At 73.0% G+C, this 13,049-nt stretch carries 13 protein-coding genes; 5 read left to right on the forward strand and 8 right to left on the reverse strand.

Features of this window, described 5'->3' with window-relative positions:
* Positions 1 to 9 precede the first annotated feature (9 nt).
* On the reverse strand, positions 10 to 750 hold the full coding sequence (locus AB0G56_RS27760) for a class I SAM-dependent methyltransferase (protein ID WP_360974018.1): 741 nt from the start codon (positions 748 to 750) through the stop codon (positions 10 to 12).
* 416 nt (positions 751 to 1,166) lie between these two features.
* Between AB0G56_RS27760 and rho the strand changes: the two genes are divergently transcribed.
* Together rho and AB0G56_RS27770 are read left to right on the forward strand one after the other, a co-directional pair.
* The gene (rho, locus tag AB0G56_RS27765) at positions 1,167 to 2,315 is read left to right on the forward strand and encodes a transcription termination factor Rho (RefSeq protein ID WP_360974021.1); all 1,149 of its coding nucleotides are present in this window, start codon (positions 1,167 to 1,169) and stop codon (positions 2,313 to 2,315) included.
* 136 nt (positions 2,316 to 2,451) lie between these two features.
* A complete protein-coding gene (locus tag AB0G56_RS27770; RefSeq protein WP_360974024.1) occupies positions 2,452 to 3,630 on the forward strand; it encodes a serine hydrolase in 1,179 nt (392 codons plus the stop codon).
* Positions 3,631 to 3,894: 264 nt separating this feature from the next.
* Here AB0G56_RS27770 and AB0G56_RS27775 read toward each other — a convergent pair whose 3' ends face one another.
* The 4 genes from AB0G56_RS27775 to AB0G56_RS27790 all read right to left on the reverse strand — a co-directional run bounded on the left by AB0G56_RS27775 (position 3,895) and on the right by AB0G56_RS27790 (position 7,052).
* Positions 3,895 to 4,947, reverse strand: coding sequence for an asparaginase (locus AB0G56_RS27775; protein WP_360974027.1), 1,053 nt, complete (start codon positions 4,945 to 4,947; stop codon positions 3,895 to 3,897).
* Positions 4,948 to 4,993: 46 nt separating this feature from the next.
* Complete coding sequence (locus AB0G56_RS27780; RefSeq protein WP_360974030.1) at positions 4,994 to 5,713, reverse strand: FadR/GntR family transcriptional regulator; 720 nt, start codon at positions 5,711 to 5,713, stop codon at positions 4,994 to 4,996.
* 74 nt (positions 5,714 to 5,787) lie between these two features.
* Complete coding sequence (locus tag AB0G56_RS27785) at positions 5,788 to 6,624, reverse strand: undecaprenyl-diphosphate phosphatase (protein WP_360974033.1); 837 nt, start codon at positions 6,622 to 6,624, stop codon at positions 5,788 to 5,790.
* A gap of 125 nt (positions 6,625 to 6,749) precedes the next feature.
* Positions 6,750 to 7,052: a helix-turn-helix domain-containing protein gene (locus AB0G56_RS27790; protein WP_360974036.1), complete on the reverse strand. Its 303-nt coding sequence runs from the start codon at positions 7,050 to 7,052 to the stop codon at positions 6,750 to 6,752.
* A gap of 254 nt (positions 7,053 to 7,306) precedes the next feature.
* Here AB0G56_RS27790 and AB0G56_RS27795 point away from each other — a divergent pair, with 254 nt between their 5' ends.
* Positions 7,307 to 7,651 carry a VOC family protein gene (locus tag AB0G56_RS27795; protein WP_360974039.1) on the forward strand — a complete coding sequence of 115 codons (345 nt, stop codon included), beginning with the start codon at positions 7,307 to 7,309 and terminating at the stop codon, positions 7,649 to 7,651.
* Positions 7,652 to 7,674: 23 nt separating this feature from the next.
* Here AB0G56_RS27795 and AB0G56_RS27800 read toward each other — a convergent pair whose 3' ends face one another.
* From AB0G56_RS27800 to AB0G56_RS27810, 3 genes are all read right to left on the reverse strand, one after another.
* The gene (locus AB0G56_RS27800) at positions 7,675 to 8,082 is read right to left on the reverse strand and encodes an SseB family protein (protein WP_360974042.1); all 408 of its coding nucleotides are present in this window, start codon (positions 8,080 to 8,082) and stop codon (positions 7,675 to 7,677) included.
* 351 nt (positions 8,083 to 8,433) lie between these two features.
* Positions 8,434 to 9,951: a glycerol kinase GlpK gene (glpK, locus tag AB0G56_RS27805; RefSeq protein WP_360974045.1), complete on the reverse strand. Its 1,518-nt coding sequence runs from the start codon at positions 9,949 to 9,951 to the stop codon at positions 8,434 to 8,436.
* Between the two features lie 127 nt (positions 9,952 to 10,078).
* Positions 10,079 to 10,846, reverse strand: a complete 768-nt coding sequence (locus AB0G56_RS27810; RefSeq protein ID WP_360974048.1) for an IclR family transcriptional regulator — start codon at positions 10,844 to 10,846, stop codon at positions 10,079 to 10,081.
* A 147-nt stretch (positions 10,847 to 10,993) separates the two neighbouring features.
* On the opposite strand from AB0G56_RS27810, the gene AB0G56_RS27815 reads away from it, so the two are divergent.
* Both AB0G56_RS27815 and AB0G56_RS27820 read left to right on the forward strand, forming a co-directional pair.
* Complete coding sequence (locus tag AB0G56_RS27815) at positions 10,994 to 11,419, forward strand: ATP-binding protein (protein ID WP_360974051.1); 426 nt, start codon at positions 10,994 to 10,996, stop codon at positions 11,417 to 11,419.
* A gap of 175 nt (positions 11,420 to 11,594) precedes the next feature.
* The gene (locus tag AB0G56_RS27820; protein ID WP_360974054.1) at positions 11,595 to 13,046 is read left to right on the forward strand and encodes a cytosine permease; all 1,452 of its coding nucleotides are present in this window, start codon (positions 11,595 to 11,597) and stop codon (positions 13,044 to 13,046) included.
* The last annotated feature ends 3 nt before the right edge of the window (positions 13,047 to 13,049 follow it).

Below are 13,049 nucleotides of genomic sequence, written 5' to 3' on the forward strand. Positions count from 1 at the left end.
TGGGCGGTCTCAAGGCAGTCGACGGGCCATGATCAGCCGGGCCCGTGGGCTGCCGTCGGCGCGCCGGCCGAACCCGGGCAGCGCGTACAGCTCCGTCCGCAGTCCGGCGCGCTCCAGTTCCCGCAGCACACCGCCGAAGCGGAACGCGCGGTAGTACATGACGAACGGCGGTCGCCACACGGCGTTGCGCACCCGCATCACCGCGTCGAACCCGAGCAGCGTCCAGAACGCCCGCGACCGCGGCGGGGGCGGCGCGAACACCGGCAGCGCGAAGACGCCGCCGGGCCGCAGGACCGCGTGCACCTGCCCGAAGACCACGGGCAGTTCGGCCGGGAGGAAGTGACTGAGCGCACCCAGGCTGACGACCAGGTCGAAGGCTTCGGTGAACGGCAGGGCACGTGCGTCACCGCGGACCAGGGCGGCCCGGTCGGCGCGATCGGCGCAGTCGGCGCGATCGGCGCGGTGTCGCGCGACCGCGAGCATGCCCGCGCTGAAGTCGACCCCGGTGACCGTTCCGCGGCACACCCGCGTGAGCACGTCGAGACCCGCGCCGGTTCCGCAGCACAGGTCGAGCCCGTCGTCGTACGGCCCCGTCCGCTCCAGCACGGACCCCACGGCCTCCAGCACCGGGTCCGGGGTGCGGAAAGGGGTGTGGTCGAACTTGGGTGCGAGCAGGTCGTAGCCGTGCTCGACGGAGGAGAGTGCCTGCACGGCGAGTTCACGGACCGTGGGTCCTTGCGGGCTGAACACCACGTCAGCCTAGTACCGCGCGCGGCCCGGCACCTGGGCCGGTGGCGGCGGGCCAGTCGGTGGGGTGGCCCTCCAGGCAGAGGCGTGCTACGTTGCCTGGAGCACTTGTGTCACGCCCTCTTTCCCATGGGCGCCGGTGCGATGTGATTCTCTCTCTTTCCAAGCTGATCCACCGACGTGACCACCGATCCGGTCGTCGCGTCCGGCACAGCAGCTTCCCACCACCCTCCCGTGGGCCCCGGACCGCGTGCGCCGCACGCCGTCCGAGCCGCCGCACCGGGACGGTGACCGCGCCCGCGGCGTCCGGGCCCTGCCCGACGCGTGCCGCGTGGCCCTTCTCCCTCGCTTCCCCCTCACTTCCTCCTCCCGCACGGCTCCCGTGCCGTGCGTCTCCGTCCGTGAAAGGTCCGTCGAACATGACCGTCACCCTCGACCATCCCCCGGTGGGCGCGCAGCCCTCCCCGTCCGCCCGGCTCGTCACCGGTGTTCTTGACATCGACGCCGGCGGGACGGGCCACCTGCGCGGCCCGGACCTCCTCCCCTCCCCCGCCGACCCCGGGGTCCCCGCCGCCCTGATCCGCCGCCACGGCCTGCGCAAGGGCGACCTGCTCGATGCCGTGCTGGGCGAGCGGCGCGCCGTCACCGGCATCGCCCGCGTGGACGGGCGCGCTCCCGGCGAACTGGGCGGCCGTCGCCGCTTCCACGACCTGACGCCCCTGCACCCCCGCGAACGGCTCCGCCTCGAACACCCGGCCGCCGGTCTCGCCGGGCGGGTGACGGATCTGATCGCACCCGTGGGCAAGGGGCAGCGCGGACTCGTCGTGGCCCCGCCGAGGACCGGCAAGACCGTGCTGCTCCAGCAGATCGCCGCCGCCGTGGCCGGCAACCATCCCGAGTGCCGGCTGATGGTCCTGCTGCTGGACGAGCGTCCCGAGGAAGTCACCGACATGCGGCGCTCCGTGCGCGGCGAGGTCTACGCCTCCACGTTCGACCGGACGCCCAGGCAGCACATCGCGCTCGCCGAACTCGTCGTGGAGCGGGCCAAGCGGCTGGTGGAGGCGGGCGAGGACGTCGTGATCCTCCTCGACTCGCTGACCCGGCTGTGCCGCGCCCACAACAACGCCGCCGCCGCGGGTGGCCGCACCCTGAGCGGCGGCGTCGACGCGGCGGCGCTGCACGCGCCCAAACGGCTCTTCGGCGCGGCGCGCCTCGCGGAGGAGGGCGGCTCGCTCACCGTCCTCGCCACCGCGCTCGTGGAGACCGGCTCCCGCGCCGACGACTTCTTCTTCGAGGAGCTGAAGAGCACCGGCAACATGGAACTGCGGCTGGACCGCGAACTCGCCGCGCGCCGGGTCCATCCGGCCGTCGACCTCTCCGCCTCCGGCACCCGCCGCGAGGAACTGCTCCTGACGCCGGCCGAGTTGACGGCGGCGCGGGGGCTGCGCCGGGTACTGCGGTCCCGGGACGGCCGGACGGGTGTGGAGACCCTCCTGGAGCGGCTGCGGGGCACACCGGACAACGCCACGTTCCTGCGCCGGATCCAGCCGACCCTGCCGAACGACTGAGCGGGGGCGGGCGGAGCCCCGCACGGCGTCCGCGACGACCCGAACGGCCGCGCGGCTGGGACATCCGGGTGCCCGTCGTCCCCGTTCGGCCCCCGGCAAGGTCACGCCTCGACCGATCCGTCCCTACGTTTGCGATATGACGATCGGATTCTCCTTTCGAGCTGCCGTGTCGACCTGCGCCCTCTGTGCCGCGGGCGTGCTCATAGTGACCTCGCCGGTGGCCGCGGCGGGCCGCACCGGCACGGACCCGGGCGCGCGGGGGCGGCCGAACGCGTCGGTGCCGCAGCCGGCCCTCCTGCAGCGCGAGGGCACACAGGTCCGTCCGCGGGCCGGGGCCCCCGAGGCGCCCGAGGTCTCCGCCCTGTCGTGGGTGGTGGCCGACGCGGGCACCGGCGAGGTGCTGGCCGCCCACAACGCGCACGAGAAACTTCCGCCCGCCAGCACCCTGAAGACACTGTTCGCGCTGACCGTGCTGCCCGCCTTCCCCGGTGGCGTCCAGCACACCGTCAGCGCGAAGGAGCTGGCCGGGATCGGCGAGGGCAGCAGCCTGGTCGGGGTGGTCGAAGGGCACACCTACCGGGTGTCCGACCTCTGGCACGGCGTCTTCCTCAACTCGGGCAACGACGCCGTGCACGTGCTCGCCGCACTCAACGGGGGCTGGAACCACACCGCCCGCCAGATGCAGACCAAGGCCCGCGCCCTGGGCGCGCTGGACACGTACGTCGTCTCACCCGACGGCTACGACGCCGACGGGCAGGTGTCCTCCGCCTACGACCTGGCGGTGTTCGGCCGCGCCGGGCTGCGCAACCCGGACTTCGCCCGCTACTGCTCCACGGTGGAGACCGCCTTCCCCGGCAACGGCGGCGGGACGTTCGAGATCGCCAACACCAACCGGCTGCTGACCGGCGCCGACGGCGTGACGCCGTACCCGGGCCTGGTCGGCATCAAGAACGGATACACCACCAACGCGGGCAACACCCTGGTCGCCGCGGCCCACCGGGGCGCGCGCACCCTCGTCGTGACCGTGATGAACCCTCAGGAAGGCGCGGGCCTCGAGGTGTACGAGGAGGCGCGTGCCCTGCTCGACTGGGGGTTCGACGCCGCCGGACGCGTCGACCCGGTCGGTTCGCTCGACGGGCTGCGCCCGGTCGCGCACGGCGCGCAGATCGCCGTCCCGGCGGCGGCACCCCGCACCCCGGCGCCGCCGTCCGACGACTGGTCGCAGACCGGCGCCATCGCCGGCGTCGCCGGGCTGGGCGCGGGAGCGGTGCTGGTGGGCCTGCGACGCCGGTCCCGGCGGCTCGCGCGCGGCTGACCGCCGCCGCGCCGAAGCCGAGGCCGACACTGCGCCGCACCTCGCCGCCCCGCCCCTCCCCGCGACAGTCACGGCAAAGGCACGCGGCCCGCGAGCCGCCGAACCGGGCGCCGGAAACCGCCTGCGCCGAACCGGGCGCCGACGACCGCCGACCGCGAACCGGGAGCCGGAATAGCCGGGCCGTCGGCCACGGGGCCCGCAGCCGCCGGGATGTCGACTGCGGGACGCCCGCCGCCGGGTGTGCCGCGAGGCGCGGCCCGGCCGTCAGCGGCGGGCGGTGACCGAAGGGCGCTCCGTGTCCGAGTCCGGGCGCGGGTCCGCGTCCGGGGCCAGGGCGTGGACCGGGCGGACGCCGCCGACCGGACGGCCGCCGCCGAGCAGTACCTCGCCCGAGAACTCGGTGAGCCGGGACGCGTCGACGCCCGCCCGGACGAGGGCCGCCGCGGCGACCGGTATGCGTGCCCGGTTCGCCCCGTCGGCGATCTTCACGGCGACGGCCCGGCCGTCCGGCAGCGCGGCGACCTGGACCCCTTCGAAGCCGTCCTTGGCGAGCAGTCCGGGCACGGCCCGCATCAGCGCCGCCACGTCCCGGCCGGAGCCGGACGCCATCTCGGCGTGCTCGCGCATCGCGTCGGCCACGCGGGCCTCGGGGGTGCCGGGCACGGCGGTGGTGATCCGGGCGGCGGCGCGCGCCAGGCCGTGCAGGGAGACCGCGAACAGCGGCGCGCCGCAGCCGTCGACGGTGACCCGCGCGACGCGCTGTCCGGTCAGGTCCTCGACGATCTCGGCGATGGCCTGCTGGAGGGGGTGGGCCGGGTCGAGGTAGTCGTCGAGGGACCAGCCGTTGAGCCGGCACGTGTAGAGCATGGCCGCGTGCTTGCCGGAACAGTTCTGGGCGAGCCGGGAGGGCAGTCGGCCCTCGCGCACCCAGGCGTCCCGCACGACCGGGTCGAAGGGCAGGTCCGGGACGTTGCGCAGGTCGTCCTCGGTCAGGCCGGCCAGCTCCAGGATCCGCCGGGTGCCGGCGAGGTGACGCTCCTCACCCGAGTGGCTGGCGGCGGCCAGGGAGAGCAGGTCGCCCTCCAGCGGGAGCCCGGCGCGCACCATGGCGACGGCTTGGACGGGTTTGAGGGCGGAGCGCGGGTAGAAGGCGGCCTCGGTGTCACCGAGGCCGAAGGAGACCCGGCCGTCGGCGCCGAGGACGACGACGGAGCCGTGGTGGACGCCCTCGATCAGTCCGCCGCGTACGAGGTGGGCGACGGGGACGTGGCGGGGTTCGCGGACGAAGGGTGCCTCGGCGGGAAAGCTGCTGTACATCACTGCCTGGATCACTGGTGGGTGGGTGGCTCGGCCTGCGCGGGGTTCACGCGTCGGCCGCGGTGGGGGTGTGCGCGGAGCGCACGATGTCGGTGAGGGTCGTCCCGACGCGGTCGAGGTGGTGGGACATGGCCCGCACCGCGTCGTGCTCGCTGCCGGCGACCAGCGCGTCGAGGAGGGCCCGGTGCTCGCGGTCCGACTGTTCGCGCCGGCCGCCCAGCTCGTTGAGGAACGCCGACTGGCGGGCCAGGGCGTCCCGGATCTCCTCGATGACACGGCGGAAGACGGGGTTGCGGGCGGCCTGGGCGACGGACAGGTGGAAGAGGGTGTCCAGCGCGACCCACGAGGTCGTGTCGGTCTCCTGCTCCATGCGCTCCAGCAGGTGGGTCAGGCGGTCGAGGTCCTCGGGCGTGCGCCGCTGCGCGGCATACCCCGCCACGGGGATCTCGATGTGCCGGCGCACCTCCATGAGGTCGCCGGCCGTGTAGTCACCGAAGGTGGGGTCCTCCACCGAGAGGGCGACGACGAAGGTGCCCTTGCCGGTCTTCGAGGCGGTCAGCCCCATGGTCTGCAGGGCGCGCAGCGCCTCGCGCAGCACCGGCCGGGAGACCCCCAGCGTGCGGCACAGCTCCGCCTCGGACGGCAGTTTGTCGCCGACCGCGTACGCACCGCGCTCGATGGCGCCGCGCAGGTGGGTGAGCACCGCCTCCATGGCGCTGACGCGCCGGGGTACCGGCCCACCTGTCTGGCTGTCTGACAGGTTCACGGAGCGATGGTCCGGCGTGCGGGGCGGGGGTGTCAAGTCCCGCCCCCGCGAGGTCGCCCCGCCCGCCGGCCGGCTCAGGCGTTCAGGACGCCCGCGCCCAGCAGCCCGAAGAGCAGCACGCCGACGGCGATGCGGTAGAGGACGAAGGCGTTGAAGGAGTGCTTGGCGACGAACTTCAGCAGCCAGGAGATGGAGGCGTAGGCGACCACGAAGGAGACCACTGTGCCGACGGCCAGCGGCGCGGCACCCACGCCCGCCCCCAGGGCGTCCTTGAGTTCGTACAGGCCGGCGCCCGTCAGGGCCGGGATGCCGAGGAAGAAGGAGAGGCGGGTGGCGGCGACGCGGTCCAGGTCCAGGATCAGCGCCGTGGACATGGTGGCGCCGGAGCGGGAGAAGCCGGGGAAGAGCAGGGCGAGGATCTGCGAGGTGCCGACCAGCATGGCGTCCTTGAAGGACGTGTCGTCCTCACCGCGCTTGTGCCGTCCCATCTGGTCGGCGCACCACATCACGGCGCTGCCGGCGATCAGCGATCCCGCCACCACCCACAGCGAGCCGAGCGGCCCGTCGATCAGGGGCTTGGCGGCCAGGCCGACCACGACGATCGGGATCGTCGCGTAGATCACCCACCAGGCGAACTTGTAGTCGTGGTGATGACGCTGCTCGCGGTCGGTCAGGCCGCGGAACCAGGCGGAGACGATCCGCACGATGTCCTTGAAGAAGTACACGAGCACGGCGGCGATGGCGCCGACCTGGATGACGGCGGAGAACCCGACGACGGAGCTGTCGTCGACCGGGATGTCCATGAGCCCCTCGGCGATCTTGAGGTGGCCGGTGGAGGACACGGGAAGGAACTCGGTCACCCCCTCGACGACTCCGAGGACGACGGCCTGACCGACGGAGATGGCGCTCATGGGATCCAGTTCTGGGGATGTTTGGTCGACAGTGTCGTAAGACGCACTCGCGTCGCAGTCACTCTTACTGCGCCAAGATGAAGCCCCGGTGACGTACATCCCCTGTCCGTCTGAACTCGCCCTCGTCACCAGCCCTTCTCGAACAGCCGGGCCACCTCGGCGATACGGAACTCCTCACGGCGGTAGTACGTACGGCGACCGACGCGCCGGGCCCGCACCAGGCCGAGGTCGGTGAGGAGGGCGAGGTGCCTCTCGGCGAGCCGGAGCGGGATGCCGAGGCCCGCGGCGACGGACCGCGCGGTCACCCCCCGCTCCCCGGTCCCGTCGGCGCCCCGCCCCCTCGGCCCGCGCCGCCACGGGGGCGGGGCGGGGTCCTTCAGCAGCTCCAGGATGACCAGACGTGTCCGCCCGGCGGGAGTCCGCGGCATCTGTGCCCCCTGTCCTCGCGCCCGTCCCGCTGGGGACGTTTCCCGCGGCGGGGCGGGCCGACCCGTCGTGACCGGGACTCGACGGCCGTTGGCCGGTACCGGACGGCCGGGGCGTGCGCGCGGGCCCCGATCAGGCACGACGGGACGGCGAAGGCGGACCGGTCAGGATCAAAGAAGCCACCCCGCACTCCCCCGCCCTACGGTGGAACCACCGACGCACCCGTCGGATCCCGCCACCAACGAGGAGTACCGCCATGACCGCCGGAGTCAACACGATCATCTACCCCGTCAAGGACATCGCCCGCGCGAAGGCCCTGTTCAGCGCCCTGCTCCAGGTCGAGCCCTACGCCGACGAGCCGTACTACGTCGGCTACAAGGCGGCCGGACAGGACGTCGGCCTGGACCCCAACGGGCACGCCAAGGGCATGACCGGCCCGGTGCCGTACTGGCACGTCGACGACATCCGCGGCCGCCTGGCCGCACTGCTGGAGGCGGGCGGCGAACTGCTCCAGGACGCGCAGGACGTCGGTGGCGGCCGGATGATCGCCTCGGTGAAGGACGCGGACGGCAACCTCGTCGGCCTCGTCCAGGACGCGTGAGAACCGGGGTCGGACCGGGGCCCTCAGCCCCGCGTGCGGCCCAGCAGGGTCCGTACACCCTCCGAGGTGAGCGTCAGGCCGTGCGGCGAGCTGGCGTCGATGGTGAGCGACAGGTCGTCGGCCGGCCACTGGGACGCGAGGGCGCCGAGCGGCACCAGGCGGTACCGGGAGATGAAGGGCAGCAGCTCGGACATCTCCAGCTCCGAGGTGAACACGGGCACCACCGGGACCCCGCCCGGCTGTTCCAGGACGGGCAGGGCCACCGCCGACGGGTCGGTGGCGTCCTCGTCGCTGACGTCGTCCGGCACGGGCACCAGTACGTCGCTGCCGGCCAGCGTGTCCAGCGCCCCGGTGTCCTCCGCGTTCTCGGCGAGCACGTCCAGCGCCTGCTGGGCGGGCGTGGCGGTGTTGTCGTTCGAGGGTGTCTCCATGGCAGGTCCCTGGTCGCGGCGGTCGGGGGGCCCGTCCGGGCGCTGCGCCCGGGCACGGTCCTGCTCGCGTACCCGGCCCCGCACCGCGCAATCGTCCCGGCCGCGTGAATCCCGGCGCCCGGCCGGTGGCCCCTGCCGCGAACCGCCAACAGCGTCCGCGAACCGGCACGGGCCCTGCCCGGCTCCCGCGTATCCGTTCCGGCACGGCGCGTGGCCCGCTCGAAGATGCATGGGGGCCCTCCGCGGCACACGGCGCGGAGAGCCCGGAGGGGCTCACTGCCGAACCCCTGGCCGTCCGGGTAACCAGGACGGCGGGGGAGATTCGCCGGGGTTCGCGAACGTCAGACCCCGTCAGCCTCCGTCACCGCACGGGCGCACCCAGTCGAGGGACCGCTCGACGGCCCGCTGCCAGCTCTCGTACTCCCGGGCCCGCCGCTCGGGCTCCATCTCCGGGAGCCACTGCCCGGCCCGGTGCCAGTTGCGGCGCAGCACCTCCAGGTCGGACCAGTAGCCGACGGCGAGCCCAGCGGCGTAGGCCGCGCCGAGCGAGACCGTCTCGGACACCAGGGGCCGTACGACCGGGACGTCGAGCACGTCGGCGAGCATCTGCATGAGCAGGTGATCGGAGGTCATGCCCCCGTCCGCCTTGAGCTGCCTGAGGGCGAGACCGGAGTCGGCGTTCATGGCGTCGACGACCTCCCGGGTCTGCCAGGCGGTGGCCTCCAGGACCGCGCGGGCCAGGTGGCCCTTGGTGATGTACGACGTGAGGCCGACGACGACTCCCCGGGCGTCGCTGCGCCAGTGGGGGGCGAAGAGGCCGGAGAAGGCGGGGACGATGTAGCAGCCGCCGTTGTCGTCCACCGTGCGGGCCAGGGTCTCGATCTCCGGCGCCGTGCTGATCATGCCGAGACGGTCGCGGAACCACTGCACCAGGGAGCCGGTGACGGCCATGGGGCCTTCGAGGGCGTAGACGGTGGGCTCGCCCGCGATCTTGTACGCGACGGTGGTGAGCAGCCCGTTGCGGGAGCGGACCAGTTCGGTGCCGGTGTTCATCAGCAGGAAGCTGCCGGTGCCGTACGTGCATTTGGCCTCGCCCGGCGAGAAGCAGGTCTGCCCGAACAGGGCCGCCTGCTGGTCGCCGAGGGCGGCGGTGATGCGGACGCCCGGGAGCAGGGCGCGCGCCTCGCCGTAGCTCTCGGCCGAGGAGCGGATCTCGGGCAGCATGGCGCGCGGCACGCCGAAGAAGTCCAGCAGTTCCGGGTCCCAGGTCAGGGTGCGGATGTTGACGAGCATGGTGCGGCCGGCGTTGGTGGGGTCGGTGATGTGCAGGCCGCCGTCGGTGCCGCCGGTGAGGTTCCAGATCAGCCAGCTCTCCATCGTGCCGAAGAGCACGTCGCCGTCCTGGGCGCGGCGCTCCAGACCCTCGTTGTGCTCGAAGAGCCAGCGGATCTTGGGCGCGGAGAAGTAGGTGGAGGCGGGCAGGCCGCAGCGGTCGAGGAAGAACTCGTCGCCGGGCCGGTCCCTGAGGGCGTCGACGAGGGGTGCGGTGCGGGTGTCCTGCCAGACGACGGCCCGGCCCACCGGCACCCCGGTCCGCCGGTCCCACAGGACGGTCGTCTCCCGCTGGTTGGCGATCCCGATGGCGGCGACGGCCCCGGCGTCCACGCCCGCGTTCCGCAGCGCCTCGGGGACGACGCGCTGGACGTTGCGCCAGATCTCCACGGCGTCGTGCTCGACCCAGCCGGGCCTCGGGAAGTACTGCTGGTGCTCGCGCTGGGCGACCGCCCTCAGCCGCCCGCGGTGGTCGAACAGGATGCAGCGCGTGGACGTGGTGCCCTGGTCGATGGACATCACATACCGGTCAACCATGAGCGGGCCTGCCTTCCGGTGCGTCGCGCGGGTGCGGCAACCTGTCCTGCGGGGGGGCTTGACGGGCTTGACGGGCTTGACGGGCTTGACGGGCTTGACGGGCTTGACGGGAGAGGCCTACCGGGGTCTACCAGCGGCCCGCTCCCAGGTCCCGGGAGATCGCCCGTGCGGCCTCCCGGAGCAGGGCGATCAGTGCGGGCAGCGGCCTGCCTCTGGGGTCGCAGATCCGTTCGAGGGGGCCGGACAGGCAGATGGCGCCCACCACGAGGCCGCCGTGCCCGCGGATCGGCGCGGCGACCCCGGCGTCGCCCATGGTCATCTCCTGGACCTCGGCGCCCCAGCCGGCCTCGCGTATCTCGGCGAGCGCCCGTTCCAGGTCCTCGCGGACGACGAGGGTGTGCCGCGTGTACGCCTCGAGACCGTCCTCGGGCAGCGGGCCGAGGGTGGCCGTGCCGAAGGCCAGCAGGACCTTGCCGAGCGAGGAGGCGTGCAGCGGCAGCAGCGCGCCGACGTCCAGGGTCTGCAGGGTGTCGTCGGGCCGGAAGACGTGGTGGATGACGAGGACCCGGCCTTCCAGCGGTGTGCCGATCCGCACCGCCTCGCCGCTGCGGGCGGCCAGCGCGTCGGCCCAGTTGATGGCGCGCGAGCGCAGTTCGTTGACGTCGAGGTAACTGGTGCCCAGGTGCAGCAGTGCCGCTCCGAGCTGGTACTTTCCTGTGGTCTCGTCCTGCTCGACGAAGTCCACGTGCTGCAACGTGCGCAGGATGCCGTGAGCGGTTCCCTTGGCCAGTCCGAGGGACGACGCCACCTCGCCGAGTCCAAGCCTGCGGGGGCCGCCGGCGAGGAGGCGCAGGATCGCCGCGGCTCGTTCGATGGACTGGACGGGTCCGGCCATGGGGCGATATTAGCGTCGTTTGTCCCGTTCAGGACTGTTGTTCGGTAATGCCGACCGCCGTTCATTGACCTGCGGGGCATTTGTTCCTTAGCGTGACTTGTCGCGCCTGTACGGAGGGCCGCGACGCCCGTCGGAGGAGGAAGGCACATGACCGTAGCGCAGCTCGACGCCGCGCCCCACGGGGAAGTCGACCACGCCTTCCCCCTGCCGCACACGCCCGGGGCCGTGTCGACCGTACGCAGTCGCGTACGCCGGCTCCTGGGCGGCTGGGACCTGCCCGCCGACGCCGCCGACGACGTGCTCCTCGTGGTCTCGGAGCTGGTCACCAACGCGCTCGTGCACGCCCGGCCGCCCGCGACCCTGCGGCTGTGGCGGGTCCCGGTCGACGGCCACGGCGCCGTCCACGTGGAGGTGAGCGACCTCGGCCCGGCGGCTCCACCCGCGCCCGGCTCGGTCCCCGACCCGGACGAGCACGGCCGCGGCCTGGGCATCGTCACCGCACTGTCGGCCCGCTGCGGCGTCAGAGCGGACCAGGCGGGCACCAGCCGCTGGGCGGAGGTCCTGGCGGGCTGACCTGGGCCCGCTCGACCGGCCGCCTGCTCCCTTCCCTTTCGCATCCTCTCGCGAATTCCCTCTCGGCCGGCCGCCGCTCCCCTCCCCGCTCACCCCGCCGCCTGCCTCCCCGCTTGACCGGCGCCCTCCCGGGGCCGACCGTGGCCACAGGGGCCGGAGGGACTCGGGAGGTGTCGTGAGCGCAGCGGCTGAGCCACGGGTGACGGGCCTGGAGACCCGGTCCATCGACTACGTGCCCCTGGACGAGCGGCACGGCAAGCTGTGGCACCTGGGACCCCTGTGGTTCATGTCGAACGCGCAGATCGCCACCCTGACCGTCGGCCTGATCAGCATCACCGGGGGCGGCAACCTCATCTGGTCGCTGCTCGCCATCGTCGCGGGCACCGTCGTCGGCACCTTCTTCATGGCGTTCCACTCGGCCCAGGGCCCGCAGCTGGGGCTCCCCCAGATGATCCAGTCCCGGCCGCAGTTCGGCTACGTCGGCGCCCTGCTGGTGTGGCTCTTCGCCTATGTGCAGTACGCCGGCTTCAACGTCTTCAACACGATCCTCGCCGGGCAGGCCCTGCACGCCACCCTGCACGGCGGCGTCAAGCTGTGGGTGCTCGTGGTCACCGTGATCGGGCTGGTGGTCGCCCTGGTCGGCTACGACGTCATCCACAAGGCCGAGCGCGTCCTGACGTACACGTTCCTGGTCGTCTTCGGGATCTTCACCGTGGGCGTCCTGGTCGACCTGCACTATCCGGCGGGCTCGTTCGACCTGGGCGGTTTCCGGTGGACGCCGTTCCTGGCCCAGTTCGGCGTGGTCGCCGGCTACCAGATCAGCTGGGCCATCTACGTGTCCGACTACTCCCGCTACCTCCCGCCCGACGTCACCGTCCGCAAGACCTTCTACTGGACCTACTTCGGCTCCGCGCTCGGCGGCATCTGGCTGATGGTGCTGGGCACGCTGCTCGCCGCCTGGGCGGGCCGGGGCTTCGACACGATCCGGTCGATCGACGCGGCGGGAGACACGGTGTTCACGGGCTTCGGCACCGTCGTGCTGCTGTTCGCCGCGCTCGGCCTGGTGTCCGTGACCGCGCTGAACATGTACGGCGGCTCCCTGACGCTGATCAGCGCCATCGACTCGTTCCGCAAGGTGCGCCCGACCCTCGCCGTACGCCTGGTGACCCTCGGCCTGACCGCGGCACTCTCCCTCGTCGGCGCGCTCGCCGCGACCTCGCACTTCCTGCGGAACTTCAACGACTTCCTGTTGCTGGTCCTCTACCTGTTCATCCCGTGGACCGCGGTGAACCTCATGGACTACTACATCGTGCGCCGCGGCCACTACGCGATCGCCGAGATCTTCAACCCCCATGGAATCTACGGGCGTTGGGGCTGGCAGGGCATCCTCTCCTACCTGGCCGGGTTCGCCGCCATGGTGCCGTTCTTCTCCGTCGGCGCCCTCTTCGTCGGACCCGCCGCGGGGGCGCTGGGCGGTGCCGACATCTCCCTGTTCGTCGGGCTGCCCGTCTCCGCACTGCTCTACTGGTGGCTGACCCGCTCGCTCGACGTGGCCGCCGAGCAGCGGCTGGCCGAGGCGGAGGCGGCGGAACTCGACCGCGCGGCCCACGAGCACCGGGAGCCCTGACAC

Source organism: Streptomyces sp. NPDC021356 (assembly GCF_040641015.1).
Lineage (GTDB): Bacteria > Actinomycetota > Actinomycetes > Streptomycetales > Streptomycetaceae > Streptomyces.

Coding starts and splice junctions, on each gene's coding strand:
- rho (WP_360974021.1), top strand. CDS start 1,167: ATGACCGTCACCCTCGACCATCCCCCGGTGGGCGCGCAGCCCTCCCCG.
- AB0G56_RS27770 (WP_360974024.1), top strand. CDS start 2,452: ATGACGATCGGATTCTCCTTTCGAGCTGCCGTGTCGACCTGCGCCCTC.
- AB0G56_RS27775 (WP_360974027.1), bottom strand. CDS start 4,947: ATGTACAGCAGCTTTCCCGCCGAGGCACCCTTCGTCCGCGAACCCCGC.
- AB0G56_RS27785 (WP_360974033.1), bottom strand. CDS start 6,624: ATGAGCGCCATCTCCGTCGGTCAGGCCGTCGTCCTCGGAGTCGTCGAG.
- AB0G56_RS27790 (WP_360974036.1), bottom strand. CDS start 7,052: ATGCCGCGGACTCCCGCCGGGCGGACACGTCTGGTCATCCTGGAGCTG.
- AB0G56_RS27795 (WP_360974039.1), top strand. CDS start 7,307: ATGACCGCCGGAGTCAACACGATCATCTACCCCGTCAAGGACATCGCC.
- AB0G56_RS27800 (WP_360974042.1), bottom strand. CDS start 8,082: ATGGAGACACCCTCGAACGACAACACCGCCACGCCCGCCCAGCAGGCG.
- glpK (WP_360974045.1), bottom strand. CDS start 9,951: ATGGTTGACCGGTATGTGATGTCCATCGACCAGGGCACCACGTCCACG.
- AB0G56_RS27810 (WP_360974048.1), bottom strand. CDS start 10,846: ATGGCCGGACCCGTCCAGTCCATCGAACGAGCCGCGGCGATCCTGCGC.
- AB0G56_RS27815 (WP_360974051.1), top strand. CDS start 10,994: ATGACCGTAGCGCAGCTCGACGCCGCGCCCCACGGGGAAGTCGACCAC.